The 25162-nt window shown below is 68.5% G+C and carries 22 protein-coding genes and 1 tRNA gene; 6 read left to right on the plus strand and 17 right to left on the minus strand.

Annotated features, from left to right (window positions below; genetic code table 11):
- Positions 1 to 22: 22 nt before the first annotated feature.
- The 4 genes from parC to pgi form a co-directional block, all read right to left on the minus strand.
- The gene (parC, locus tag UYS_RS0213845; protein WP_016856113.1) at positions 23 to 2281 is read right to left on the minus strand and encodes a DNA topoisomerase IV subunit A; all 2259 of its coding nucleotides are present in this window, start codon (positions 2279 to 2281) and stop codon (positions 23 to 25) included.
- Between the two features lie 210 nt (positions 2282 to 2491).
- Positions 2492 to 4372, minus strand: coding sequence for a DNA topoisomerase IV subunit B (gene parE / locus UYS_RS0213850; RefSeq protein ID WP_016856114.1), 1881 nt, complete (start codon positions 4370 to 4372; stop codon positions 2492 to 2494).
- 39 nt (positions 4373 to 4411) lie between these two features.
- Positions 4412 to 5038, minus strand: a complete 627-nt coding sequence (locus UYS_RS0213855) for a YqiA/YcfP family alpha/beta fold hydrolase (protein ID WP_016856115.1) — start codon at positions 5036 to 5038, stop codon at positions 4412 to 4414.
- 55 nt (positions 5039 to 5093) lie between these two features.
- A complete protein-coding gene (gene pgi / locus UYS_RS0213860; protein ID WP_016856116.1) occupies positions 5094 to 6782 on the minus strand; it encodes a glucose-6-phosphate isomerase in 1689 nt (562 codons plus the stop codon).
- 82 nt (positions 6783 to 6864) lie between these two features.
- Here pgi and cmoA point away from each other — a divergent pair, with 82 nt between their 5' ends.
- Both cmoA and cmoB read left to right on the plus strand, forming a co-directional pair.
- A complete protein-coding gene (cmoA, locus tag UYS_RS0213865) occupies positions 6865 to 7608 on the plus strand; it encodes a carboxy-S-adenosyl-L-methionine synthase CmoA (protein ID WP_026068562.1) in 744 nt (247 codons plus the stop codon).
- A 1-nt stretch (position 7609) separates the two neighbouring features.
- On the plus strand, positions 7610 to 8602 hold the full coding sequence (cmoB, locus tag UYS_RS0213870; RefSeq protein ID WP_016856118.1) for a tRNA 5-methoxyuridine(34)/uridine 5-oxyacetic acid(34) synthase CmoB: 993 nt from the start codon (positions 7610 to 7612) through the stop codon (positions 8600 to 8602).
- A 133-nt stretch (positions 8603 to 8735) separates the two neighbouring features.
- Here the strand turns inward: cmoB and cysN are convergent, their stop codons facing one another.
- The 6 genes from cysN to UYS_RS0213900 form a co-directional block, all read right to left on the minus strand.
- Positions 8736 to 10163: a sulfate adenylyltransferase subunit CysN gene (gene cysN, locus UYS_RS0213875; protein WP_016856119.1), complete on the minus strand. Its 1428-nt coding sequence runs from the start codon at positions 10161 to 10163 to the stop codon at positions 8736 to 8738.
- Between the two features lie 2 nt (positions 10164 to 10165).
- Positions 10166 to 11143, minus strand: a complete 978-nt coding sequence (cysD, locus tag UYS_RS0213880) for a sulfate adenylyltransferase subunit CysD (protein WP_016856120.1) — start codon at positions 11141 to 11143, stop codon at positions 10166 to 10168.
- Positions 11144 to 11282: 139 nt separating this feature from the next.
- Positions 11283 to 12017 carry a metallophosphoesterase gene (locus tag UYS_RS0213885; protein WP_016856121.1) on the minus strand — a complete coding sequence of 245 codons (735 nt, stop codon included), beginning with the start codon at positions 12015 to 12017 and terminating at the stop codon, positions 11283 to 11285.
- A 67-nt stretch (positions 12018 to 12084) separates the two neighbouring features.
- Positions 12085 to 12531, minus strand: coding sequence for a DUF1249 domain-containing protein (locus tag UYS_RS0213890; protein ID WP_016856122.1), 447 nt, complete (start codon positions 12529 to 12531; stop codon positions 12085 to 12087).
- Between the two features lies 1 nt (position 12532).
- Positions 12533 to 13180, minus strand: coding sequence for an NUDIX domain-containing protein (locus tag UYS_RS0213895; protein ID WP_152478310.1), 648 nt, complete (start codon positions 13178 to 13180; stop codon positions 12533 to 12535).
- A gap of 98 nt (positions 13181 to 13278) precedes the next feature.
- Positions 13279 to 13932 carry a hypothetical protein gene (locus tag UYS_RS0213900; RefSeq protein WP_016856124.1) on the minus strand — a complete coding sequence of 218 codons (654 nt, stop codon included), beginning with the start codon at positions 13930 to 13932 and terminating at the stop codon, positions 13279 to 13281.
- 150 nt (positions 13933 to 14082) lie between these two features.
- Between UYS_RS0213900 and greB the strand changes: the two genes are divergently transcribed.
- Both greB and UYS_RS17760 read left to right on the plus strand, forming a co-directional pair.
- Complete coding sequence (gene greB / locus UYS_RS0213905) at positions 14083 to 14616, plus strand: transcription elongation factor GreB (protein WP_016856125.1); 534 nt, start codon at positions 14083 to 14085, stop codon at positions 14614 to 14616.
- A 295-nt stretch (positions 14617 to 14911) separates the two neighbouring features.
- Positions 14912 to 15331 carry an EF-hand domain-containing protein gene (locus UYS_RS17760; protein WP_016856126.1) on the plus strand — a complete coding sequence of 140 codons (420 nt, stop codon included), beginning with the start codon at positions 14912 to 14914 and terminating at the stop codon, positions 15329 to 15331.
- A gap of 87 nt (positions 15332 to 15418) precedes the next feature.
- Here the strand turns inward: UYS_RS17760 and UYS_RS0213915 are convergent, their stop codons facing one another.
- Both UYS_RS0213915 and UYS_RS0213920 read right to left on the minus strand, forming a co-directional pair.
- Positions 15419 to 16435, minus strand: coding sequence for a class I SAM-dependent methyltransferase (locus UYS_RS0213915; RefSeq protein WP_016856127.1), 1017 nt, complete (start codon positions 16433 to 16435; stop codon positions 15419 to 15421).
- Positions 16432 to 17229, minus strand: coding sequence for a methyltransferase domain-containing protein (locus UYS_RS0213920; RefSeq protein WP_016856128.1), 798 nt, complete (start codon positions 17227 to 17229; stop codon positions 16432 to 16434). The genes UYS_RS0213915 and UYS_RS0213920 overlap by 4 nt, the downstream gene beginning before the upstream one ends.
- A gap of 112 nt (positions 17230 to 17341) precedes the next feature.
- Here UYS_RS0213920 and UYS_RS0213925 point away from each other — a divergent pair.
- Positions 17342 to 17418, plus strand: a tRNA-Arg gene (locus tag UYS_RS0213925).
- Positions 17419 to 17562: 144 nt separating this feature from the next.
- Here the strand turns inward: UYS_RS0213925 and UYS_RS0213930 are convergent.
- Together UYS_RS0213930 and UYS_RS0213935 are read right to left on the minus strand one after the other, a co-directional pair.
- Positions 17563 to 18690 (minus strand): alkene reductase, encoded by a 1128-nt coding sequence (locus tag UYS_RS0213930; RefSeq protein WP_016856129.1) that lies wholly within the window; start codon positions 18688 to 18690, stop codon positions 17563 to 17565.
- 137 nt (positions 18691 to 18827) lie between these two features.
- A complete protein-coding gene (locus UYS_RS0213935) occupies positions 18828 to 20834 on the minus strand; it encodes a diguanylate cyclase (RefSeq protein ID WP_016856130.1) in 2007 nt (668 codons plus the stop codon).
- A gap of 339 nt (positions 20835 to 21173) precedes the next feature.
- Between UYS_RS0213935 and UYS_RS0213940 the strand changes: the two genes are divergently transcribed.
- Positions 21174 to 21392, plus strand: a complete 219-nt coding sequence (locus UYS_RS0213940) for a hypothetical protein (protein WP_016856131.1) — start codon at positions 21174 to 21176, stop codon at positions 21390 to 21392.
- Positions 21393 to 21444: 52 nt separating this feature from the next.
- Here UYS_RS0213940 and UYS_RS0213945 read toward each other — a convergent pair whose 3' ends face one another.
- The 3 genes from UYS_RS0213945 to UYS_RS17765 all read right to left on the minus strand — a co-directional run bounded on the left by UYS_RS0213945 (position 21445) and on the right by UYS_RS17765 (position 25141).
- Entirely contained in the window at positions 21445 to 22482 is a 1038-nt protein-coding gene (locus UYS_RS0213945; RefSeq protein WP_016856132.1) for a hypothetical protein, read from the minus strand.
- Positions 22483 to 22582: 100 nt separating this feature from the next.
- Positions 22583 to 23638, minus strand: a complete 1056-nt coding sequence (locus UYS_RS0213950) for a porin (RefSeq protein WP_026068565.1) — start codon at positions 23636 to 23638, stop codon at positions 22583 to 22585.
- A 477-nt stretch (positions 23639 to 24115) separates the two neighbouring features.
- The gene (locus tag UYS_RS17765; RefSeq protein WP_237738470.1) at positions 24116 to 25141 is read right to left on the minus strand and encodes a ProQ/FINO family protein; all 1026 of its coding nucleotides are present in this window, start codon (positions 25139 to 25141) and stop codon (positions 24116 to 24118) included.
- Between the last annotated feature and the right edge of the window lie 21 nt (positions 25142 to 25162).

Below are 25162 nucleotides of genomic sequence, written 5' to 3' on the forward strand. Positions count from 1 at the left end.
GGCGCGGGCTCGCCCCACCGCCCTATTTCTTTTCTTCTGTCTCGAGCCGGTCGACCTTCTGCAGGCCCCGGGGCAGCTTGCTGCCGCGCCGGCCACGCTCGCCTCGATAGTAGTCGAGATCGTCGGCCTTGAGCGTCAGCTTGCGCTTGCCGGCATGCACCACCAGCGCCTCGCCGGGCGCCAGCAGCGTCAGGTCGCGCAGGAACTCCTCGCGCCGCGCGGCCCGGGCGCCGGGGATGTCGAGCATCTTGTTGCCCTTGCCCTTGGCCAGCTCCGGCAGCTGCTCGAGCGGGAACACCAGCAGCCGCCCCTCGTTGGAGACCGCCGCCACGCTGACGCCCTCGCCCTCCGGAATCGACCGCGGCGCGATCACGTTGCAGCCCTGGGGCACGCTGAGCACCGCCTTGCCGGCCTTGTTCTTGCCGGTCAGCCCCTCGAGGCGGGCGACGAAGCCGTAGCCGCCGTCGGTGGCCAGCAGGTAGCGGGTGGTCGGCGGCGCCAGCAGCACCCCGGCCATGTGGGCGCCGGCGGCCACGTTGACCCGGCCGGTGACCGGCTCGCCCTGGCTGCGCGCGCTGGGCAGGTTGTGGGCGGTCAGCGTGTAGGCGCGGCCGGTGTCGTCGAGCAGCACCAGCGGCTGGTTGGTCTTGCCGCGGGCGGCCAGGTGGAAGCGGTCGCCGGCCTTGTAGGAGAGCCCCTCGGGGTCGATCTCGTGGCCCTTGGCGGCGCGGATCCAGCCCTTCTCGGAGAGCACCACCGTGATCGGGTCGGCGCCGAGCAGCTCGACCTCGGACAACGCCTTGGCCTCCTCGCGCTCGACCAGCGGCGAGCGACGCGCGTCGCCGTAGTCGGTGGCGGCCTGGCGCAGCTCCTCCTCGATCAGGTCGGTGAGCGCGGCCTCGGAGCCGAGCAGCTCCTCCAGGCGGGCGCGCTCGGCCTCGAGGTCGTCCTGCTCGCCGCGGATCTTCATCTCCTCGAGCTTGGCCAGGTGGCGCAGGCGCAGCTCGAGGATCGCCTCGGCCTGGCGCTCGCTGAACCCGAAGGCCTCGATCAGCGCGGCCTTGGGCTCGTCCTCCTCGCGGATGATGCGGATCACCTCGTCGATGTTGAGGTAGGCCGTGAGCAGGCCCTCGAGGATATGCAGGCGGTCCTGGACCTTGCCCAGCCGATGCTCGAGGCGCCGGCGCACGGTGCTGCGGCGGAAGCGCAGCCACTCGCCGAGCAGGTCCGGCAGCGGCATGACCCGCGGCCGGCCGTCGAGGCCGATCACGTTCATGTTGACGCGCACGTTCTTCTCGAGGTCGGTGGTGGCGAACAGGTGCGCCATCAGCGCCTCGATATCGACCCGGTTGGAGCGCGGCTCGATGACCAGCCGGGTGGGCTCCTCGTGGGTCGACTCGTCGCGCAGGTCGGCCACCATGGGCAGCTTCTTGGCCTGCATCTGGGCGGCGATCTGCTCGAGCACCTTGGCGCCGCTGACCTGGTAGGGCAGCGCGGAGATCACCACGCTGCCCTCCTCCAGGCCGTAGCGGGCACGCATCTTCACCGAACCGCGGCCGCTCTCGTAGATCTTGCGCAGCTCGCGATGCGGGGTGATGACCTCGGCGGCGGTGGGGAAGTCCGGCCCCGGCAGGCGCTCCATCAGGTCGACGGTGGTGGCCTCGGGGTGGCGCAGCAGGTGGCAGGTGGCCTCGACCACCTCGCCCACGTTGTGCGGCGGGATGTCGGTGGCCATGCCCACGGCGATGCCGGTGCCGCCGTTGAGCAGCACGTGGGGCAGCCGCGAGGGCAGCACCACCGGCTCCTGCATGGTGCCGTCGAAGTTGGCGGTCCAGTCCACGGTGCCCTGCCCCAGCTCGCTGAGCAGCGTCTCGCTGAACTTGGACAGCCGCGCCTCGGTGTAGCGCATGGCGGCGAAGGACTTGGGATCGTCGGGGCTGCCCCAGTTGCCCTGGCCGTCCACCAGCGGATAGCGATAGCTGAACGGCTGCGCCATCAGCACCATGGCCTCGTAGCAGGCGCTGTCGCCGTGGGGGTGGAACTTGCCGAGCACGTCGCCGACGGTACGCGCCGACTTCTTGTACTTGGCGTTGGCGTTCAGCGACAGCTCGCGCATGGCGTAGACGATGCGCCGCTGGACCGGCTTCATGCCGTCGCCGATGTGCGGCAACGCCCGGTCGAGGATGACGTACATCGAGTAGTCGAGGTACGCCTTCTCGGTGTACTCGCGGAGGGACAGGCGCTCGACGTCGCCCTCCGCCACCTGGATATCCATGGTCATGGCAATTCGACCCTATTCACGATCGTGGAATCGTACTGAAAACGTATCGGCACCGGTGGCCGCTTATCGCGGCTGTGCTGTCGCCAGGCCCTCGCGAGGACGCGGAAAACCCGCCCCTGGGCGCTCCCTTTTTCCTCCCTGAAAAAGGAGCCTCGCTCAGACCTGCCTCAGCGCCGCTCTCCTTGGCGCTTGTCGCTTGTCGCTCGGCGGCTAGACGTCTATGTCGGCGAGGTTGCCGTAATCCTCAAGCCAGCTCTTGCGGTCGGAGGCGCGCTTGCGGGCCAGCAGCATGTCCATCATCTCGAGGGTGCCGTCGCCCTCCTCGCGGGTCAGCTGCACCAGGCGGCGGGTATCGGCGGCCATGGTGGTCTCGCGCAGCTGCAGCGGGCTCATCTCGCCGAGGCCCTTGAAGCGCTGCACGTTGGGCGTGCCGCGCTTGCCCTCCAGGCGCTTCAAGATCGCCGCCTTCTCGCTCTCGTCCAGGGCGTAGAAGACCTCCTTGCCCAGGTCGATGCGGTACAGCGGCGGCATGGCCACGAAGACGTGGCCGGCGTCGACCAGCGCCGGGAAGTGGCGCACGAACAGCGCGCACAGCAGCGTGGCGATGTGCAGGCCGTCGGAGTCGGCGTCGGCGAGGATGCAGATCTTGTGATAGCGCAGCTTGCCGAGGTCGTCGCTGCCCGGGTCCATGCCGATCGCCACGGCGATGTCGTGGACCTCCTGGGAGCCGTAGATGTCGTGGGCCTCCACCTCCCAGGTGTTCAGGATCTTGCCGCGCAGCGGCAGGATGGCCTGGGTGTCGCGGTCGCGGGCCTGCTTGGCGCTGCCGCCGGCCGAGTCGCCCTCGACCAGAAACAGCTCGCTGGCCGCCGGGTCCTGCCCCGAGCAGTCGGCCAGCTTGCCGGGCAGCGCGGGGCCCGAGGTGACCTTCTTGCGCGCCACCTTCTTGGCGCTCTTCTGGCGCCGCTGGGCGGCGCTGATGACCAGCTCGGCCAGCGCCTCGGCCTGGTCGACGTGGTGGTTGAGCCACAGCGAGAAGGCGTCCTTGACCACCCCGGAGACGAAGCCGGCCACCGCGCGGGACGACAGCCGCTCCTTGGTCTGGCCGGCGAACTGCGGGTCGAGCATCTTCACCGAGAGCACGAAGGAGACCCGCTCCCACAGGTCCTCGGCGGTCAGCTTGACGCCGCGCGGCAACAGGCTGCGGTAGTCGCAGAACTCTCGCAGCGCCTCGAGCAGCCCGGCGCGCAGGCCGTTGACGTGGGTGCCGCCCTGGGGCGTGGGGATCAGGTTGACGTAGCTCTCGAGCAGCGGCTCGCCGCCCTCCGGCAGCCACTGCACGGCCCAGTCGACGCCGTGCTCCTCGTCGGCGAAGTGGCCGACGAAGGGCGAGGCCGGCAGCACCTCATAGCCGTCGGTGGCCTGGGCCAGGTAGTCGCGCAGGCCGTCCTCGAACTGCCACACGCTCTGGGTGCCGTCGGCCTCGGTCAGCGAGACCTCGAGCCCCGGGCACAGCACCGCCTTGGCGCGCAGCAGGTGCTTGAGCCGCGACAGCGACAGCCGTGGCGAGTCGAAGTAGCTGGCCTCCGGCCAGAAGCGCAGGATGGTGCCGGTGGCGCGCTTGGCGGCGCTGCCGATCACCTCCAGCGGCGAGGCCAGCTCGCCGTGCTCGAAGGCCATGCCGTGGCGCTCCCCGCCCTTGATCACCTCGACCTCGAGGCGCTTGGACAGCGCGTTGACCACCGAGACGCCGACCCCGTGCAGGCCGCCCGAGAAGCGGTAGCTCGAGTTGGAGAACTTCCCGCCGGCGTGGAGCTTGGTCATGATCAGCTCGATGCCGGAGACGCCGTGCTCCGGGTGGATGTCGATGGGCATGCCGCGCCCGTCGTCGCTGACCTCGACGCCGCCGTCCTCGAACAGCCGCACGCCGATCTTGCCGGCGTGGCCGGCCAGCGCCTCGTCGACGCTGTTGTCGATGACCTCCTGCACCAGATGGTTGGGGCGCGCGGTGTCGGTGTACATGCCGGGGCGCTTGCGCACCGGTTCGAGCCCGGCGAGCACCTCGATCGAGCTGGCACTGTATTGGGTCATGGCGTCGTCTGTGTCCTATGCATGTTCGAATCCGCGCGCTCAGCCGCGGGGCGCCACCCGCCCGGCTTCCAGGGCATGGCCGCCCTGGGCGAAGATCGCCGGCAGGTAGTCGGCCAGCGTCGAGAAGCCGTGATCGCCGCCGGGCTCGAGGATCGTCCGGGCGCCGCGATAGAGCGCGAAGGCGTCGCGGGCGTCCAGGGTCTCGTCGGCGGTGCCCAGCAGCAGCAGGTAGCGTGCCGGCGTGACCCGCTCGGGCGCCAGCGTCTCCAGCGCCTGCCGATGGGCGATGCCCACCGTGAAGCGCTGGCCGTGGTAGGGATTGACGAAGACCTCGCCGATCCAGGCCTCGACCAGCCGCGCCGGCGCCACCGCCGGGTTGATCAGCGCCGCCGGCAGGTCGTGGCGCTCGGCGAGCACGGTGGCCAGGAAGCCCCCCATCGAGCTGCCGACCACCAACGGGCGGTCGCCCAGCTCACCGAGCCGGGCCTCGGCCTCTTCCAGGGCCCGCTCGGGGCGGTGAGGCAGGTCCGGCGCGGCGCAAGGCAATCCTAGCGCCTCGCAGGCCTCGCGCATCAGCGCCGCCTTGGGCGAGGCGGCGCCGCTGTTGAAGCCGTGCAGGTAGAGCACGCCGCTGGCCGGCACGCGCGGCAGAGCGGCGCTCAGCATACCCGAACCCCTGTATAAATGGCCAGCCCGACACGAGGAACGGGCGCCATGACGCTCACGCGTCCGCCTGGGGCTCGGCCGCCCATACCGCCTCGATCAGCCCGCGGGTGGAGTCGTCCATGCCCTCGAGGCCGGCCTCGTGCTGCAGGATGCGCTGGGTCTCGCCGGCCATGGTCTTGCCCAGTTCCACGCCCCACTGGTCGAAGGGATTGATGTCCCAGATCGTCGCCTGCACGAACACCTTGTGCTCGTAGAGCGCCACCAGCGCGCCCAGGGTCTGGGGCGTGAGGCGATCCAGCAGCAGGGTGCTGGAGGGCTGGTTGCCGCGATAGCGGCGGTGGCCCGGGCGCGGGCCGTCCTCGTCGTCGGCCACGGCGGCGTCGCCGAGCATCAGCGCCCGGGACTGGGCGAAGCAGTTGGCGAGCGTCAGCCGGTGCTGGCCCATCAGGTGGTCGCGGGTGGCCGGGTCCGGCACGTCGTCGTAGCGCACCTTGGGCGCGATGAAGTCGCACTCCACGGCCTGGGTGCCCTGGTGCAGCAGCTGATAGAAGGCGTGCTGGGCGTTGGGCCCGAGCTGGCCCCACAGCACCGGGCAAGTGGAGTAGCTCACGCTCTCGCCGTCGTGGGTCACCGACTTGCCGTTGGACTCCATCTCCAGCTGCTCGAGGTAGGCGGCGAAATACTCGAGCCGGCCGTCGTAGGGCAGGATGGAATGGGCGCGGATGTCGAGGAAGTTGACGTTCCAGATGCCGGCCAGCGCCAGCAGCACCGGCAGGTTGTCGGCAAGCTCCGCCTCGCGGAAGTGGCGGTCCATCTCGTGGGCGCCGGCCAGCAGGCCGCGGAAGTGCTCCATGCCGACCACCAGCGCGATGGGCAGGCCGATGGCGCCCCACAGCGAGTAGCGCCCGCCGACCCACTCCCAGAACTCCAGCTGGTGATCGTCGGCGATGCCCCACTCGCTCATCTTCTCGGGGCTGGCCGAGACGCCGATGAAGTGCTGGCGCATCAGCAGCGCCTCGTCGACGCCCTCCTGGCCGCTGCCCAGTAGCCGCGCCTTGAGCCAGTCTCGCGCGGTGCGCGCGTTGGACAGGGTGTCGATGGTGGTGAAGGACTTCGACGACAGCACGAACAGCGTGGTCTCGGGATTCAGCCGCGCCAGATAGTCGGCCAGCTGGGAGCCGTCCATGGTCGAGGCGAAGTGCACATCGATGCGCTGCTCGACGTCGGGACGATAGTCGGCCAGGGCATGGGTGACCATCAGCGGCCCCAGATCGGAGCCGCCGACCCCGAGGTTGACCACGTCGCGGATCGGCTTGCCGGTGGCGCCGCGCCACTGGCCGTTGTGGAAGCGCTCGACCATGGCCTCCATGCGATCCAGGGTGGCGTGGACCGAGGCGACCAGGTCCTGGCCCTCGACCTCGAGGCGGGCATCGGCGGGCAGGCGCAGCGCGGTGTGCAGCGCCGGGCGGTCCTCGCTGCGGTTGACGCGCTCGCCGGCCAGCAGGCCGCGGATCGCCTCGGGCACGTCGGCCTCGCGGGCCAGGTCGAGCAGCAGCTCGAGGGTCTGGTCGGTCCAGCGCTGCTTGGAGAGGTCGAGGGTCAGCCCCGCGGCGCTGCGGCCGAAGGTCTCGTAGCGGCTCGGCTGCTCGACGAAAAGATCGCGCAGGTGCCGGCGCCCCATGCCGGCGGCATGCTCGGCGAGGGCACACCAGGCCCTCTGCTGATCGATGGGGGTATGGCTCATGGAATTTCTCCTGGACATCCTGTCGTGTAGCCGACAACAGGGGAGTAGAATGTCGGGCTTCCAGCCCATGAATCCCTGCGATATGAGTGACGCATCTTACCGTGACGCCATCTTTTCCACACCCCTGGACCGGGTGGCGCGCTTTTCGTTCGACGAGCGGGTGGTCTCCTGCTTCCCCGACATGATCCGGCGTTCGGTGCCGGGCTATGGCCAGATACTGGCCATGCTCGGCCCGCTGGCCCGGCGCCACCTGCGCCACGGCGGCCACGTCTATGACCTGGGCTGCTCGCTGGGCGCCTCCGGGCTCGCCCTGGCCGGCCAGCTGCCGCCGGCGGCCTTCCGCTATACCGGGGTCGACCTGTCCCCGGCCATGGTCGAGCGCGCCCGCGAGACGCTTTCCACCGAGAGCCCGGACCACGACCTGACGGTGATCGAGGGCGACATCCGCGCCCTCGACTACGCACCGTCGGGGATGATCCTGCTCAACTTCACCCTGCAGTTCCTGGCGCCGGAGGATCGCGACGCCGTGATCGCGAGGCTCTATGAGGCCCTGGAGCCCGGCGGCGTGCTGGTGCTCTCCGAGAAGATCAAGGCCGCCGACGAGCAGGAGAACGCCTGGCTGGTGGAGCGCTACCACGACTTCAAGCGCGCCAACGGCTACAGCGACCTGGAGATCAGCCAGAAGCGCACCGCGCTGGAGAACGTGCTGGTGCCGGACACCCTGGACGCGCACAAGGAGCGGCTGGCCCGCGCCGGCTTCTCGCGCTCGCTGGTGTGGTTCCAGTACCTGAACTTCGCCTCGCTGATCGCCTTCAAGGAAGACTGACGTGCCGATTCCCGACGCCCATCGCCCGCTCTATCGGGCCTTCCTCGACCAGGGGCTCGATACCTGGCTGGCCCGGCTGCCCGAGCAGCTGGCCCGCGGCCTCGACCGCTCGCGCTTCGGCGACCTGCCGGCCTGGGAGAAGGCGGTGGCCAAGCTGCCGCCGCTGCCGGAGGGCCGCGAGGTGCGCCTCGATGCCGACCACGTCACGGTGGACGCCGAGCTGGACGCCTCGCGCCGCCGCCAGAGCGAGAGCCTGCTGCGCGTGCTGGCGCCGTGGCGCAAGGGGCCGTACAGGCTCGGCGGGGTGACCATCGACACCGAATGGCGCTCCGACTGGAAATGGCAGCGGGTGGCGCCGCACCTGGCGCCGCTGGCCGGCCGGCGGGTGCTCGACGTAGGCGGCGGCAACGGCTATCACGCCTGGCGCATGGCCGGCGACGGCGCCGACTTCGTGCTGGTGATCGACCCCTCGCCGCGCTTCTACTGGCAGTTCCAGGCGGTGCGCCACTTCGTCGGCGACGCCGACGGCGGCGCGGTGCACTTCCTGCCGGTGGGCATCGAGGACGTGCCGGAGGAGCTGGCCTTCTTCGACACCGTGTTCTCGATGGGCGTGCTCTACCACCGCCCCTCGCCGCTGGAGCACCTGGCCCAGCTCAAGGCCGCGCTGCGCCCCGGCGGCGAGCTGGTGCTGGAGACCCTGGTGGTCGAGGGCGACGCCACCACGGTGCTGCTGCCGGGCGAGCGCTACGCCGCCATGCCCAACGTCTACTTCCTGCCCTCCTCCGCCGCGCTGTGCGGCTGGCTCGAGCGCGCCGGCTTCGACAACGTGCGGGTGGTCGACGAGGCCGACACCTCGCTCGACGAGCAGCGCGCCACCGAGTGGATGACCTTCCAGTCACTGGCCGACTTCCTCGACCCCGACGATCCGACCCGGACCCGCGAGGGTCATCCCGCGCCGCGCCGCGCGGTGCTGGTCGCCAACCGGCCACGCTGATACCGCTTTCCGCTGCCCCGGCGGTCATTCTTCAGCCTTGGCCGGGGTCTGACCCCATAAAGCCCTCGGAAACAACGAGGCCCCGCCGCTTGCGCGACAGGGCCTCGTGCTACCCGCAGGGCGGATCAGGGCATCAGCGGCCGAGCAGCTGGCTGATGTCCTTGGCCTCCCAGTGCGGGAAGTACTTGCGCACCAGGGCGTTGAGCTCGACCTCGAAGCCGGCCCAGTCGACCTCGCCCGCGGCCACGCCGCCGGCCTCGGCCGCGCCGCGGATCATGCCCGCGCCCACGGTGATGTTGGACAGCCGGTCGATGACGATGAAGCTGCCGGTACCCGGGCTGCGGTCGTAGCTGTCGATCGGCACTTCGCCGGTCAGCGCCACGCGGCAGCGGGCGATGGCGTTGAGCTCCAGGCGCTCGGCCTGATGCTGCTCCAGGGTGTTGACGTCGACCTGGTAGTGGATGGTGTCGACGCTGCCCGCCACCGAACGGCCGGCGAGGCGGATGTCGACCTGGCGGCCCGGCTCGAGGGCCTGCTCGCTCATCCACACGATGTCGGCGTCGAAGGCCGCGGCCTCGGTCACCTCGGCATCGGCGGCCACGATCCAGTCGCCGCGGGAGATGTCGATCTCGTCCTCGAGGGTCACGGTGATCGCCTGCCCCGGGTAGGCGTCGTCCAGATCGCCGTCGAAGGTGACGATGCGCTCGACCGAGGAGGTCTTGCCGGACGGCAGCACCTTGACCGCCTGGCCGGGGCGCAGCACGCCCGCTTCCAGGGTGCCGGCGTAGCCGCGGAAGTCCAGGTTCGGGCGGTTCACGTACTGCACCGGCAGGCGCAGGTCGGTGAGGTTGTGATCGGCGCGGACCTCGACGCTCTCGAGCAGCTCGAGCAGCGCCGGGCCGTCGTACCACTCCATGGTCTCGCTCTTGTTGACGACGTTGTCGCCCTTGAGCGCGGACAGCGGCACGAAGCGGATGTCGTCGGCGCCCAGCTGCTCGGCGAAGGCGCGGTACTCGGCGACGATCTCGTCGAAGCGCGCCTGGCTGTACTCGACCAGGTCCATCTTGTTGACCGCGATCACCAGGTGGCGGATGCCCACCAGGTCGGCGATGAAGCTGTGGCGCTTGGTCTGGGTCTGCACGCCGTAGCGGGCGTCGATCAGGATCACCGCCAGGCCGGCGGTGGACGCCCCGGTGGCCATGTTTCGGGTGTACTGCTCGTGGCCCGGGGTGTCGGCGATGATGAACTTGCGCTTGTCGGTGGAGAAGAAGCGATAGGCCACGTCGATGGTGATGCCCTGCTCCCGCTCGGACTGCAGGCCGTCGACCAGCAGCGCCAGATCCACCTCTTCACCGGTGGTGCCGCTCTTCTTCGACGCCTGGGTGATAGCCGCCAGCTGATCGTCGAAGATCATCTTGGAGTCGTGCAGCAGCCGGCCGATCAGGGTCGACTTGCCGTCGTCGACGCTGCCGCAGGTGATGAAGCGCAGCAGGTCCTTGTTCTCGTGCTCGTGCAGGTACTGCTCGATGTTGTCGGCGATGAGTTCGGACTGATGTGACATGTTTAGAAATACCCCTCGCGCTTCTTCTTCTCCATCGAGCCGGCCTGGTCGTGGTCGATGGCACGGCCGCTGCGCTCGCTGGTGCGGGTCAGCAGCATCTCTTGGATGATCTCGGGCAGCGTGGTGGCGGTGGATTCCACCGCGCCGGTCAGCGGGTAGCAGCCGAGCGTGCGGAAACGCACCCACTTCTCTTCCGGCACCTCGCCCTCCTCGAGCGGCAGGCGGTCGTCGTCGACCATGATCTGCATGCCGTCGCGCTCGACCACCGGACGCGGCGCGGAGAAGTACAGCGGCACGATGTCGATGTTTTCGAGATAGATGTACTGCCAGATGTCCAGCTCGGTCCAGTTGGAGAGCGGGAAGGCGCGGATCGACTCGCCCTTGTTGATGCGAGCGTTGTACAGGTTCCACAGCTCGGGGCGCTGGTTCTTCGGGTCCCAGCGGTGGTGCTTGTCGCGGAAGGAGAACACCCGCTCCTTGGCGCGGCTGGCCTCTTCGTCGCGGCGCGCGCCGCCGAAGGCGGCATCGAAGCCGTACTTGTCCAGCGCCTGCTTGAGCGACTGGGTCTTCATCACGTCGGTGTAGCCGCTGGAGCCGTGATCGAAGGGGTTGATGCCCGCCTCGACGCCTTCCTCGTTGATGTGCTCGATCAGCTCCATGCCGGATTCCGCGGCCATGCGGTCGCGGAACTCGATCATCTCGCGGAACTTCCAGGTGGTGTTGACGTGCATCAGCGGGAACGGCGGCGGCCCGGGATAGAAGGCCTTGCGCGCCAGGTGCAGCATCACCGAGGAGTCCTTGCCGATGGAGTAGAGCATCACCGGGTTGGCGAACTCGGCGGCCACCTCGCGGATGATGTGGATGGACTCGGCTTCCAGCTGCTGCAGATGCGTCAGCCGCCGCGGCGTCAGGCCCGCAGCGGCACTGCTGCCCTCGGCCGTGACGGCACTATCGCGTGTCGGTGCATGAAGACTGTTCATGGCCCGGCTACCTCGCATGACGTGGGCGGAAAAAGGATCATGCGCCAGAGGGTACCCCGAGGGCGATAATAACGTAAAAGAATTAATATCTATCTTTTTAGACACAAAAGCGCTATCGCCAATCGGGCTCGACGACCGCTCAGAGTTCGACGCGCTCCACCCAGGTCGCGAACGCGCCGCGACTTAGGTCGACGACCCGGAAGCCGGGGCGCGAGGCCTCGTCGACGGCGAAGTCCTCGGCACCGGGCAGGAACTGATCGCTGGTCGAGGGACAGCCGTAGACGGGGACGCCGCCGGCGGCCTCCGGGCCGCGGCCGGCGAAGGCCTGATGGATATGTCCGCAGAGCACCGCCTCGACGTGCGCGTGGTCGGCCACGACGTCCCAGAAGGCCGCGGCGTCGGTCAGGCCGAGCGCGTCCATCCAGGCGGAGCCCACCGCCACCGGCGGATGGTGCATGAGCACGAGCGTCGGCCGGTCGTCCTCGGCGAGCCGGGCGGCGAAGGCCGCCAGCCGCGCCTCGCCGAGTTCGCCGGCCTCCTGGCCGATGCGCTGGGTGTCGAGCAGCAGCAGGCGGCGCGCGTCCAGGTCCACGGCATCGAGGAAGGGCCGGCAGTCGGCCATCAGCCCGGGGTCGTCGTGGTTGCCGGGCAGCCAGAACCAGGGGCAGTCGAGCGGCGCCAGCAGGCGCTCGGCCTCGGCGTAGGAGGCGGCGGTGCGGTCCTCGCTGATGTCGCCGGTCAGCAGCACCATGTCGGGCCGCAGGCCGGCGGCGGCGGCCACCACGCGTTCGAGCTGGCGATGCGGCAGGCCGGTGCGGCAGCGGGCGGCAGGATCGGCGTGCAGGTGGCAGTCGGTGATCTGGATCAGTCGCATCGGGCCGGGGCATCCTCGATGACGGCCCTGTGGCGGGGCCTGGGTGTTTCCGGGGTCATGCGGCGCTTCACGGCAGTTCGGGCAGGTCCATGGAATGGCCGTGGGCCAGGCCGTGATCGAGCCATTCGCCGAGGAAGCGGTTGAGCTGCAGCTTCTCGTCGGGCTGGTGCATGCGCGCGTTGGGATAGCGATAGCGGCCGTCGAAGTGGCGCTGGCGCTGGAAGTCGTTGACCTCGGCCATGCGCACGTCGTGATAGAGGTGCACGCGCATGCGCGGCGCCTCGAGCACGCCGTCGAGCACCCCGCGCTGGGACACCCGCACGATGCTGGTGTAGGGCGCTCGCTCGAGGAGCTCCAGGCACAGCGCGCCGACGCGGCGCCCATGGCTGACCAGCTCCACCTCGCGAGTCTCGCCGACCTCCATGTCGCCCAGCAGACGGGTCAGCCGCACGTAGTTGGCGGTGCACTCGCCCTGCAGGGTCTTCAGGTCAGTCACATAGGCGTTTCTCGACACGCTACCTCCTCGCTCGCAATGAGGCCCGCTCCGCCGCCAGCCAGTGGAAGGCGATCAGGCACATGGCATTGTCGAGTCTTCCGGCCAGCATGAGTTCCCAGGCCCGGGGGAAGGGCATCACGTGCACGCGGATGTCCTCGTGCTCCTCGTCGAGGCCGTGAATGCCGCCCAGGCCCTGGCTGTCGATCAGCCCGCAGAACAGCGTGACCCGCTCGTCGCAGGCCCCCGGGCTGGGGTAGTAGGTATGCAGCTCGATCAGCTCGCCCACCGGGCAGCCGGCCTCTTCCTCGGCCTCGCGGCGGGCGACGTCGGCGCGGCTCTCGCCGTGCTCGACCAACCCCGCCACGACTTCCAGCTTCCAGGGCGAGGCCGGATCGTCCAGGGCGCCGGCGCGGAACTGCTCCACCAGCGCCACGGCGTCCCGTTCCACATCGTAGAGCAGCACGCCCACGGCGTCATGCCGGCGATGCACCTCGCGCGTGACCGGCGCGCTCCAGCCGCCCTCGAACAGGCGGTGGCGCAGGTGCATCTCCTCGAGGCGGAAGAAGCCCTGATGCAGGCAGCGCCGCTCGATCATCTCCACGTCGCCGGCATCGAAGGGCGCGGCATCGAGCGCATCGGCGGCGTGCTGTGGATCCTGTTCCGACATGAACTCTCCGGTGATCGCGAAAGCGCCCATTATCCCGGTGCGACGGAATCCTGCCAAGCTCGCCGCTCGCCTCGCCCTTCATGCCGATAGGCGCCCGCCTACTCCTCGAGTCGAGCGACCATGGCCCTGGCCTCGTCGCGCAGCGCCGCATCGGAGGCCTCGCGCCCCTGGCGAGCCACCCCTTCGGCCGCCCGCCGGGCATGCGCCAGCGCCTCGGCGTCCCGCCCCTCGTCCTCGAGGAAGGCGGCGTAGTAGAGGTGGACGTCGATGCCGTCGGGGCGGATGGCCTCGGCGCGGCGGAACATGCGCTCGGCGGTCTCCTCGTCGCCGAAGGCCACCGGCCAGCCCGGGGCACGATCATAGAGCGCCCCCAGGGTCACGTAGGCCGAGCCCTGGAGCCCTCGAGGGGCCCGCTCGAGGGCCGATTCCAGCACCCGGCGCGCCTCCTTGGCCGCCCCCAGGGCGTCGAGGCCACCGCTCTCCCGGGCCAGGGAGGCCAGGATGATGCCGCGCCAGACGCTCGCCTCCGTGCTCTCGGGGTGAGACTCGGCCAGCGTCTTCGCCTCCGCGGCGAGGGACGCGAGGGCATCGACGCGACGCGCCTCCGGCATCGCGGTGGTGGTGTGCTCCCAGCGGCTGCGCAGCGAGAACAGCTCGTCCTGCGGGGCCTGGGCCTGAGCTTGGGCCTGGAACAGCGGGGCGAACACGAGCCCCATTCCGAGAACGAGAGTCGGCAGGCGGCGTGTGGACATGGCGCTTTCCTCATGCGTTGTGATTGTGGTTGTCCGGATGACGCCATGAAAATGTAACGAACGTTTGAATCAATCGCCAATCTAGCCTCGACTGCCTCCTCGCCTCACAATGGAAGCCTTTGCTTCGCATCCCACAGGAGGGCGCCGACGATGAAAGGCCGCAACATGACCCGCTGGCGCGATCCCGCCAAGGACCCGCGCCAGGAACCCAAGAGCAACCTGATCACCGCCGAGGGCGCCGATCGCCTGCGCGGCATCCTCGACCACCTGTCGCGGGTCAAGCGCCCCGCCCTCTCGACCAAGGTCGGCGAGGCCGCCGCCCTGGGCGATCGCAGCGAGAACGCCGACTACACCTACAACAAGAAGGAGCTGAACCGGGTGATCGCCCGGATCCGCTACCTGACCAAGCGCCTCGACGAACTGCAGGTGGTGGACCGGCTGCCCGAGGACACCGACCGGGTATTCTTCGGCGCCTTCGTGACCCTGGAAGACGAACACGGCGAGGAGATGCGCCTGCGCATCGTCGGCCACGACGAGACCGACACCGGCAAGCACTGGATCAGCGTCGACGCGCCGCTGGCCAAGGCCCTGCTCGGGCGCCCGCTGGACGACGAGGTGACGGTGGCCGCACCGGGCGGCGAGACCACCTATATCATCACCGAGATCGACTATCGCCGGCCCTGAGCGGCCTCCCTCCCGCGTCACCGGTGAGCGATGTCGCGGCGATACGCGCGATGGCGACAGCAACAAAACCTTTGATATCAGTCACCTGAACGAAGAATGAACGACAGACCGTCGCCGGGGGCCAACGCTTACGGTCACCACGGGACCATGCAGGCTCGCCACGTGCCGGCACAGATCGAGCCAAGTGACTGTTATGGCGGGAAATATCATACCGATGGCATGGCGCTGGCTTGAGAGAAGGCAGACGAGCCCATCGGCTCGTGGTACGCCAAGCACGCATCCCAGGAGGAATCCCATGAAGACGCTGCTGAAGACGACCCTGCTTCCCCTCGCCCTGCTCGGCGCCGGTGCCGCCATCGCCAACCCGCCGTCCTTCGACCGGCTGGACCTCAACGGCGACGATATCCTGAGCGCCGAGGAGGCCCTCGTCGTGGACGGCATCGACCTCGAGAGCGCCGACACCAACGGCGACGGCTCCCTCAGCCGCGAAGAGTTCGAGGCCGCGCGTCAGACGCTGCCCGGCGGCGCCGAGGGCGGCATGAGCGGTTCCGGCGAGATGGGCGGCTCGGCCGGCATGGGCACCGGCGGCATGGGCGGTTCCGGCAACATGTCCGGCTCGGGTGACATGAGCGGTGCCGGGAACATGAGCGGCACCGGCGAGATGGGGGGCTCCACGGACATGAACAGCCACGGCGGCCAGACCACCGCCCAGTAAGCCCTCACCCGGCCATCGGGCCCGCTCGACCCAGGCCCGCCGGGGACGCCCGGCGGGCCTGGGTCGCATCGTTCGTGAGCGCGTCGCTCATGACGTTCGCCCGGCCTGGACGCGGGCCGAATAGACTCGGAAACGTCGATCGTCGGCCAGCACCTCGAAGCCGCCGAAGGCCCGCTCCAGCAGCTCGGGATACGGCAGGAAGGCGTTGGCCACCAGCACCAGCCGCCCGCCCGGGCGCAGGTGCTTCGGCGCCTCGGTGATCAGCCGCCCCGCGGGGCCGTAGTCGATGGCCCGCTCCTGATGGAAGGGCGGGTTACTGACGATGGCATCGAAGCGTCGGGCGCCGAGGCCGTCGAAGACATCGCCGGCCAGCACCTCGCCGTCGAGGCCATTGGCGGCCAGGGTGCGCCGGGTGGCCTCGACGGCGAAGCCGTTGACGTCGACGGCGGTCACGCCATGGCCGCGGTGCGCCAGCCAGGCGGCGAGGATGCCGTCGCCGCAACCCAGGTCCAGCACTTCCCCCGTCGCCGGCAACGCCTCGGGCAGCCGCTCGAGCAGCAACCGGGTGCCGTCGTCCAGCTTGCCGTGACCGAACACGCCCGGATGGCTGGCCAGGGTCAGGCGTTCGCGGCCGAGCTCCGCCTCGAACGAGGTCCAGGCCGCGTCGGGGTCGAGGGCGACACGGTCGAGGCTCGAGGCGAACAGGGTGCAGCGCCGCGCGCTGTCGACCTTGCGGCACCCGAGGCCCAGCGCCGCCAGCACCTTGAGCACCCGCTTGATGCCGCCCTGATTCTCGCCCACCACCTGCAGCGGCGTGCCTGCCGGCAGCCGCGCGCACAGCCACAGCAGCCACCATTCGCCCAGGGCGTGGGCCTTGGGCCAGAACAGCACCACGCCGGGCGGCGCCGGGGTATCGTCGTCGAAGGGCGAGAGCGCCGGCCGGCCGCGCCGGCGCCAGGCCGTCAGCACCGCCTGGTCGGCGGCCAGCAGCACGCCCTCGCCGCCCTCCAGCCAGGCATCGCGGGGCGGCGCCACCCACAGCCAGCCGCGATAGTCGGCGTCCTGGCGCTGCAGCAGCTGGCAGACGGGGGTCTCGGCATTCATCGCACGGGCTCCTCGGGGCGAATCAGGGTGTAGAGCAGGTAGCGGCCCAGCCGCCAGTGGGGATCGACGCGGCAGTACTGCCACTCCAGCGCCAGCAGATCGCGGCGCTCGGCCTCGGTCTGGGGCGGCTGGCGAAGGTAGTCATGGAAGACGCGCACGCCGGCCGTGGCGCGCACCTCGAGCCCCATCTCGGCGGCCCAGGCCACGACCTGATCATGGGTCAGCGGCGAGATCGGCGTCAGGCGCTTGCGCTGGCCCTTGCCCTCCAGCCGGTCGGCCAGGGCCTTCTCGAGGTTGCCCTTGAACACGTTGGACAGCCTGAGCGCATCGCGATTGAAGACCATCAGCGACAGCTGGCCGCCGGGGGCCAGCAGCCCGGCCAGGGTAGCCAGCGCCGCCCGCGGATCGCCCAGCCATTCGAGCACCGCGTGGCAGGTGATCAATGGCCAGGGGCCGGGAGCCGCCTCGGGCAGCGACTGCAGCGGTGCCTCCATGAAACACACCGGATGGTCGGCCAGCGCCTGCCGGGCGCGCTCGCGCATCTCGTCGGCGGGCTCGCACAGGGTGACGGCATGGCCGCGCTCGACGAGCCAGCCGGCCAGTTGACCGAGTCCGCCGCCGACCTCAAGCGCCGGCTGGCCGTGCAGGTCGAGCATCTCGGGCAGCAGGCGGTCGAGCAGCGCCAGGCGCAGCTCGCCGCGCAGGCCCCCGTAGAGGCTGGCGGCGAACTTGTCGGCCAGGCCATCGAAGTGGCGGTCTCCCGCCGGGGAAAGAAAGGAGGACGGCTCGGGCATGCCACTTCATCCGCATCGGTGATGACGGCATTCTACCCGGGAAGGCGCCGCCACGGCACCGCCGTGACGGGTTTATCTTGCCAGCTCAGGCGCTTATACTAGCGCTCGTTTCGCCCCTATAGCTCAGCTGGATAGAGCGTCCCCCTCCTAAGGGGAAGGTCTCAGGTTCGAATCCTGATGGGGGCGCCACGCCCTTCCCCCCTGCCTTATCTCTCGATGCCCCGCTATCGACAGGACGCCTGTCCTGCTCGCGGGTGAAGCCGCGCGTTTATCGGCAGCCACGTCGATGGTCCCGACCGCCGACGCCGCAGCGCCGACGGCCGGCAAGGCGACTCAGCCCTCGCTGCCCAGACGGTCGTGGCCGTTGTCGAGGAACGGATAGTCGGTATAGCCCTCGGCCCCGCCGCCATAGAAGGTCTCCGGATTCGGCTCGTTCCAGGCCGCCCCGGTGCGGATGCGCTCGACCAGATCGGGGTTGGAGATATAGGGCCGACCGATGGCCACGGCATCGGCGATGCCCGCCTCGATCAGGCGCTCGGCACGCTCGGCGTCGTAGTGGCCGCAGAAGATCAGGCTGCCGGCGAAGCGCTCGCGCATGCTGCGGCGGAAGTCGTCGGTGAACTGGATCTCGCCGCCGGCCCAGTCGGGCTCGTTGAGATGCAGGTAGGCGATGCCGCGCGCGGACAGCTGCTCGGCCAGATAGTGCGCCATGGCCTCGGACTCGTCATCGGTGAGGCCGAACAGCTCGATGAAGGGCGTCAGCCGCACGCCGACACGCTGCGGCCCGACCTCCTCGGCGACGGCATCGATGACCTCCAGCGGGAAGCGCGCCCGGTTCTCGAGCGAGCCGCCGTAGCGGTCGGTGCGATGGTTGGTGCCGGTGGCCAGGAACTGGTTGAGCAGGTAGGCGTTGGCCGCATGCACCTCGACCATATCGAAGCCGGCGCGATCGGCGCGCTTGGCCGCCTGGCGATAGTCCTCGACGATGCCCGGCAGCTCGTCGGTCTCGAGCGCACGGGGCTTGCTGGTGGGATGGCGGCCGGCGCTGCCGTCCGGGAACTCGACGAAGCACTGCGCGCCTTCCGCGTCCATCGCGCTGGGCGCCACCGGGGCCTGACCGTCCGGCTGCACCCATTCATGAGAGACGCGGCCGACGTGCCACAGCTGCAGCGCGATGCGCCCGCCCTTGGCGTGGACCGCCTGGACGACGCCCTTCCAGCCGGCCTCCTGCTCGTCGGTCCAGATGCCCGGCGTATAGACGTAGCCGCGCGCGGTGGGCGAGATGTTGGTCGCCTCGCTGATGATCATGCCGGCACCGGCCCGCTGGCCATAGTAGGCCTGCTGCGCCTCGCCGGGCACGCTGTCCGGCGTGCGGGCGCGGGTCAACGGCGCCATGAGAATTCGGTTGGGCAGCGTCAGTTCGCCGAGGCGAAACGGGGTCAACAGGGTATCGACGGACATGTCGCGTCTCCTTGCACAGCATCGGTTGAGCGGCATCGCGACGCCGGGAGCCTACGGACACCCCTTGGCGCGCGTCGCGATTTGCCAGGGATATGGAGACGACGAGCCGATCGCACAACCCCTTCACACGCTTATTTTTACTTCAGCAACGAACCGTCATCCGATGCCTCATGGCAGACCACGGCGCGGTTGCGACCTGCTCGCTTGGCACGATAGCTGGCGGCATCGGCGCGTTCGATCACGGCGGCGATGCGCTGGTCGCCCTCGCGCAAGCTGGTCAGTCCCAGGCTCAGCGTGACCCGATACGTTCGGCCTTCGTGTTGAACGTCGACGCGTCCCACGGCATCGACCAGGGCCCGGGCGATCTTCTCGGCGTGCTGCGGCGTACAGCTGGGCAGCAGCACCGCGAACTCGTCGCCGCCCTGGCGCGCCACGTGATCGCTGCCGCGCACCTCCCGGTCGATCACCCGGGCAATACGCCTCAGCATCTCGTCGCCGAGGGCATGCCCCCCCTCGTCGTTGATCGGCTTGAAATGATCCAGATCGAACAGGATCAGCGAGGACGGCGTGCCCGTCTTGCGCCAGTCGACCAGCGCCTCCTCGAGGCGGCGCTCGAAGCCGCGACGATTGAGCAGCCCCGTCAGCGGATCGTGTTCGGCCTCCCACTGGCGCATCGCCTCCTCCTCGCGCCGCGCGGTGATGTCCTTCACCGTGCCGACGAAGCCCAGCGCCTCGCCCCCGTCGGCCACCGGCCCCGCATGCACCTCGAGCCACAGCAGCTCACCGCCCTGCCGGCAATAGCGGAACTGCTGCTTGAGGCCCTCGCCACTCGCCATGTGATACCGCCAGAGCTCCAGCAGGGTATCCCGGTCATCGGGATGAACGTATGCCGCCCATTCCCTCCTGGCGTCATCGACCCGCGAGAAGCCGGTCAGCTCGATCAACACCGGATTCATGTACGTCATGTTGCCCGCCGTGTCGGTCACGAACATGCCGACGGGCGAGCTGGCCAGCACCGCGTCGAGGAAGGCCTGTCGCTGCTGCAGGCTGATCAGCGCCTGACTGCGCTCCACCTCGACGCGGTTGAACGTGTCCGCCACCTGCTGAAGCTCGTGCATCCGGGTCTTCAGCGTCACCCGCTTGCGCAGCCCACGGCCGACCTGCTCGATCTGCCGCTCGAGGCGCATGAGCGGCCTAAGCGTCAGCCACAGCACCCAGCCGATCATCGGCAGCAGCAGGCAGGCGACCGGCAGGAACCACCACCCCAGGCGCTGCAACCAGCCCGCCAGCGGCGCCATGACCTGATCGCGGGGCAGCGTCACGCTGACGATCCAGTTGGCCGGCCAGATCTGGCGATAGGCCCGGTAGCCGATGCCGTGATCGGGCAAGGGCTCACGCACCTCGCCCTCCCAGCCGAGCAGGGCCAGGGCCCGCGCGTCGCTCCGCTCGTCCTCCGGCACCGTGCGCAGCACCTGATCGTCCTCCGGGTGATAGAGATAGGTGCCGCCAACGCTCATCACGCTGGCATAGCCCTGGTCGCCCAGTCTCAGGCGATCCAGGCGCCGGAAGAGGCGATCGCCGTTCAGATGGATGGCACCCCCGACCACCCCCATGAAGCGCCCCTGCACATCCAGCCGCGGCACCGTGAACATGACCATCGGGATTTCGCTCATGAACGATACGAAGGGTTCGCTGACGTAGGGCTGACGGAAATCGCGCACCTGCCGGAAGTAGTCGCGGTATGACAGGTCGACGCCCTGCGTGCCTGTCATTTCCGGCCATACCGCCATCACGCGGCCGTCGGCTCCCATGACGACGAGCCGATCGAACCACTCCAGCAGGGCAGCGTTGCGATGGAGTTGATCCTGGACGGTGGCCGCGCCATGTCCGTCATCGAGCTCGGCGCCCAGACGCTCCAGGGCACCGAGGCGCGACTGCGCCTGGTTCGTCAGGTCGTCGGCGATCAGCCGTGCCTCATAGCGCAGATGCGTGTTGTTGGAGGACTCCAGCAAGTCATCGCCGGTTCGCCAGCCGAACAGGAGCAGCAGGGCCATCACCACGATCCAGGTAGCCACCAACCCCAGCATCAGGCGCCCCTTCAGCGACTGGGCGTGACGCCGGTAGGACGAGAATGGATACGGCACGAATCATCTCCATATGACGGGCCACTGCCACTCTATCAGACCACGCGGAGTTTTCTGACCTCCCCTTTTGTCGACGCCTTGGGGCACCGATCCTCCTGCACCCGCTGTTGGCCGGCGACGCCGTAAGAAAGGCGGGAAGGCAGGCGGAACAACCGGGGCGAGACAGCATCGACAGGCCCGATGCGGAAAAGGCCTGGCGACCCGCCTCGGTTCGGCGCTCGGCGGGTATCGGCACTATCAGGCTCGAACACCCTGTAAGGAAGGCGATGGCGGTGACACTAATCAGGCAAGACCCGGCGACGGGTCCGGTGCCCTACTCCACGAACCTAGAGGTGTCCCATGAACATCAAGATGATGATCGCAGGCTTCCTGACCATGCTGATGATGGGCGGCGCCGCCCACGCCATGGATTCCGAGGTGCTTCAGGAGAAGATGAACGAGATCAACCAGCGGGCCGATGAAGCCGCCGCCGAGGATCGCGTCGAGGCGCTGGAGCAGCAGGTGAAGGAGCTCCAGGAGCTGATCCACATGATGATGGAGGAGGAGACGGACAGCTGACGCACCGGCCGACAGTGAACGGGGCGCCGAGCGGCGCCCCTCTGTTCGACGCTCAGCGCTTCTCGACGCGAAGCTCGTAGTTGTTGACGCCTTCACGCGCGTTACCGAATTTCTGACCCTGCACCCGGATGCGATAGCGTCCCGGGGCCAGCTCGGTGGTCATGTCCACGTCACCGTCGAAGCCCTGACCGGCGCCCTCGGCCACCACGCTGCCCGAGGCGTCGAGCACTTCCAGCTCGATCCGGTAGGTGTCCTCGTAGCCGGTGGGGAAGGTCGAGGTGGTGATGGCGATGCTGCCCTGCTCGGCCACGTTGAAGGTCAGCACCTCGCCGCGGGCACGGATCTTCACGTCGGTCACGATGGTCTCGAAGCCGGCGCGCTGCGCAGGCTCGGCCTCCGGGGCCTGACGGGTGTCGCTTGCCGCCGAGTCGACGCTGCCGGAAGCGGCACCGGCCGCGGCAGAGCCGGCCGCCGAATCGCCGGACGTCGCCGCCTGAGAGGCCGCGGCTCCGCCACCGAGGGTCGCCACGGCATCGCCACCGCGCACGAAGACGGAATCGCCGCCCTGGCGGTTCTGGCCGGTGAAGAAGATGCCCTCGCCGTCATTGACGCTGTCCTCGATGACGCGCCCCTGGTCGTCCAGCCCGGCCACATGCACGGAAAAGCCATCGCCGGCCTTGCCGCGCGTGCCGAAGCGCCGCCCCTCCACACGCAGCACATAGTCGCCCGGCGCCAGCTGCTGGCGCATCTCCAGACCGCCGTTCTGGCCCAGCGCCTCGCTGCGGGCGATCACCTCACCGCGCTCGTTCTCGAGCACCGCGGCGATGCGATAGTCATCGGAGTAGCCGGACGTTACCCGACTGGTGAATCGGTAACGCCCCGCCTCGTCCACCGTGAAGGCATGCTCGTTGACGCCACCGAACTTGAAGCTGCGGCTGTGCGCATCGGTCTGGGCATTGAAGAAGCCCGTCAGGTCCATGCCCTTGCCTTCCTCGCGGAAGCGCTCTTCCATCTCGCTGGCCAGCACCGGGGCGGCGGAGAGCGTCACGCCCAGTGCCAGCAGGCTCGCGGTCACGATCGGCCGTTTCATAACACCTCGCTTGCTCGCTTGTTGCCCTCAATAAAAAAGCCGATCCCGGGGGATCGGCTTTCGATATCAACCCTGCAGCAGGATACCCCTGCCGGCGGGATTAGAACAGGTAGGTGATACCCACGCCAACGCCGTCGTCTTCATCGTTCTCCTTGTCCAGCCACTGAGCCTCGGCCCAGGTGTACATGGCATCGGAGATGTTGTAGGTGGCACCGATGATGACTTCGTCGCGATCGTCGTCAGAAGCATCCGAATCGACGTTCTGATAGGCGCCGTAGACGTCGCCCATGCCGTAGCCATAGCGAGCACCCAGAGCGGCGAATTCAATATCGTCATTCTCGAAGTCGGAATCGAACTTCTCGTACTTGGCGGCCAGACGCAGGCTGTCGATGGTGTACTGAGCGGTCACACCGTAGCGGTCGCCAAACTCATCACGAGCTTCGGAATCATCATCCTGAACAATCTGACCGGAATCTTGGTCGATGGAGTAAGAACCGGTGTATTCACCAGCAGTACTCTCATAAGTGTCGAGATTGTCGTAGACGGCGGCAATGGAGAAGGCGCCGACCGCGTACTTGACACCACCGAAGAAGGAGGCGTCACCGGAATCGGTAACGTTCTCGGACTCGGCGCTGCCTTTGAACTGGGTACCCACGGCGAACTGCAGGCCGCTGAAGACGGGAGAGGTGTAGGTGACCTTGTCGGTCTCTTCGGCACCGCCGACGTAGGTATCGGAAACGTCGAAGCCTTCGTTGTTGGTGATCGGGTCCTGGACCCAGTCATCAATCAGGGAATCGTAGGAACCGATCCGGACGTCACCGAAGTTGCCCTTCAGGCCGACATAGGCGGTGTCACCGGAATCATCGTTGTCGATGTCGGTTTTCATCTCGTCGGCTTTGATGTCGTCGAACTCGAGCTTCAGGTAGCCGACCAGGCCGTCGTAGATGACGTGCTCGGCGGCGAAGCCGAAGGTGGTACCGTTGTCGGTAAGCTCATCCTGGCCGTCGCCGTTTTCATCCTTAAGATCGTAGTAGGCCAGCTGGATGTTGCCGTAGATGTCGAGCTTGGTGCCGTCCTGGTTGTAGACGGTGGCGGCCTGGGCGCCGGAGGCGGCCATGGCACCGGCGATGGCAGTCGCTAACAGTGTCTTTTTCATTGCGATAATCCTTTTGACTAGCTTGCTGTTTCGATCGATGTCCGCGCGCTCTTTTCGAGTCTTTGCGGCGGGTTTGCCGGTCTTGTTGCCGGTTCTCGTTGGTGCTCGGTCCCTCACGGGGAGCGGCAGCAGCGAGCCTGACCACGGCGAAACCTTGTTATAGTCCAATGCTCGCAGAAGGAACTCTATACCGGGATTTACGGGAGCGCAACAAGAAAAAAACACTGTTTTCCTTCGTTACATCACCCGATCGCCGCCCGTTCCCACCACGATCGCGGCCAAGGCGCCTCATGACGCCCCACCGCCGCCACCTTCGTCAGACCAGACATGACGTCGGTGCATCACGCCACGATTCAACCTGTCCTAAAACAGTGTTCGGTAGCGATGAGCGAACTCATCATGCCGCGGCGATATGACGGTTTCAAGTCAGACAAACGACGGAATGCCCCGCCAGCGTCAACGCTGGCGGGGATGAGTTCAACGCGCGTTGTGGCGGGCCATCAGCTCACCGAGCTTGCGATGAAGCCGATCGTCGGCGGGCTCGTCCGGAGCAGAAGGCTCCACGGCGGCGGCTCGGGAAGGGGAAGGCGTCGCGGGATCGGACGCTTGGGCGTCGCCCGTCGAGGCAGGGGATGAAGCAGGATCGTTGCGCGACTTGTGCGGCTTCTTGCGGGGCCTGGCCGGCTTGCGCTGACGCTCGGCCTGGAGCTTCTCCAGCTTCCTGTGGGCATGATCGGCGGCACCGCGATCGACGCTGCCGGCAGGCGCACCCTCGAGGTCGATGCGCTCGGCGCCCTCGCGCACCGACTTGAGATAGCGCGGCAGGTTCACGTAGCAGGCCAGCGCACGGCGCACCAGCTTCTCGGGCCAGGGCTCGAGGGCGCTGAGGTCCTCGTGAATACCGACCTTGAGCGGCCGGGTATGGCCCTTGAAGAAGGCATCGCCGTAGCGCTGATACCACTGCGCCAGCAGCGCCTGGGGCGATGGCGTCTCCTGCTCGGCAGGCTCACCGGCCGACGGCGCAGGGGCCGCATGCTGCTCATCGGCCTCCTCCGCCTTGTCGGCGGCGGGCGTCGCGGCACGATGATGATTCATCAGGGCGGAGAGCCCCCTGGCCTGACGATGCGGCGTCTCGGAAGGTTCCGCCCCCTTCTCGTCGAGCCGAGCCTGAAGCCGCCGGCCGTGAGCCTCGAGCTCGCGGCTCTGCTCGTCGAGCTCGCGATTTTCCTCGGCCAGCTCCAGCCTCGCCTCCTCGGACTCGACCAGCATCGCCTCGACCGCCTTGAGACGGCCTTCCAGCTCATCGCGCTGCGTCTGGGCCGCCTCGGCTCTCGCCTGCAGCTCGGCGTTGCGCGCCTCCAGGGCCTGACGGCCCTGCTCCAGCTCGGCCAGCCGGGTCTGCAGGGCCTGATGCTGCACCCGATCCTCGGCGCGCGCCTCGAGCAGTGCGTCGAGGCGAGATTCCAGGGCCGTCAGCAGACGACGGGGGCGTTCATCGATCAACTCCGGATCCTCCATGCATGC

The sequence above is a fragment of the Halomonas smyrnensis AAD6 genome, from assembly GCF_000265245.1.
Lineage (GTDB): Bacteria > Pseudomonadota > Gammaproteobacteria > Pseudomonadales > Halomonadaceae > Halomonas > Halomonas smyrnensis.

Excerpts from the sequence above, each read along its gene's own strand:
- parC (WP_016856113.1), bottom strand. The coding sequence starts at position 2,281 with ATGACCATGGATATCCAGGTGGCGGAGGGCGACGTCGAGCGCCTGTCC.
- parE (WP_016856114.1), bottom strand. The coding sequence starts at position 4,372 with ATGACCCAATACAGTGCCAGCTCGATCGAGGTGCTCGCCGGGCTCGAA.
- UYS_RS0213855 (WP_016856115.1), bottom strand. The coding sequence starts at position 5,038 with ATGCTGAGCGCCGCTCTGCCGCGCGTGCCGGCCAGCGGCGTGCTCTAC.
- pgi (WP_016856116.1), bottom strand. The coding sequence starts at position 6,782 with ATGAGCCATACCCCCATCGATCAGCAGAGGGCCTGGTGTGCCCTCGCC.
- cmoA (WP_026068562.1), top strand. The coding sequence starts at position 6,865 with ATGAGTGACGCATCTTACCGTGACGCCATCTTTTCCACACCCCTGGAC.
- cysN (WP_016856119.1), bottom strand. The coding sequence starts at position 10,163 with ATGTCACATCAGTCCGAACTCATCGCCGACAACATCGAGCAGTACCTG.
- cysD (WP_016856120.1), bottom strand. The coding sequence starts at position 11,143 with ATGAACAGTCTTCATGCACCGACACGCGATAGTGCCGTCACGGCCGAG.
- UYS_RS0213885 (WP_016856121.1), bottom strand. The coding sequence starts at position 12,017 with ATGCGACTGATCCAGATCACCGACTGCCACCTGCACGCCGATCCTGCC.
- UYS_RS0213895 (WP_152478310.1), bottom strand. The coding sequence starts at position 13,180 with ATGTCGGAACAGGATCCACAGCACGCCGCCGATGCGCTCGATGCCGCG.
- UYS_RS0213900 (WP_016856124.1), bottom strand. The coding sequence starts at position 13,932 with ATGTCCACACGCCGCCTGCCGACTCTCGTTCTCGGAATGGGGCTCGTG.
- greB (WP_016856125.1), top strand. The coding sequence starts at position 14,083 with ATGAAAGGCCGCAACATGACCCGCTGGCGCGATCCCGCCAAGGACCCG.
- UYS_RS17760 (WP_016856126.1), top strand. The coding sequence starts at position 14,912 with ATGAAGACGCTGCTGAAGACGACCCTGCTTCCCCTCGCCCTGCTCGGC.
- UYS_RS0213915 (WP_016856127.1), bottom strand. The coding sequence starts at position 16,435 with ATGAATGCCGAGACCCCCGTCTGCCAGCTGCTGCAGCGCCAGGACGCC.
- UYS_RS0213920 (WP_016856128.1), bottom strand. The coding sequence starts at position 17,229 with ATGCCCGAGCCGTCCTCCTTTCTTTCCCCGGCGGGAGACCGCCACTTC.
- UYS_RS0213930 (WP_016856129.1), bottom strand. The coding sequence starts at position 18,690 with ATGTCCGTCGATACCCTGTTGACCCCGTTTCGCCTCGGCGAACTGACG.
- UYS_RS0213940 (WP_016856131.1), top strand. The coding sequence starts at position 21,174 with ATGAACATCAAGATGATGATCGCAGGCTTCCTGACCATGCTGATGATG.
- UYS_RS0213945 (WP_016856132.1), bottom strand. The coding sequence starts at position 22,482 with ATGAAACGGCCGATCGTGACCGCGAGCCTGCTGGCACTGGGCGTGACG.
- UYS_RS0213950 (WP_026068565.1), bottom strand. The coding sequence starts at position 23,638 with ATGAAAAAGACACTGTTAGCGACTGCCATCGCCGGTGCCATGGCCGCC.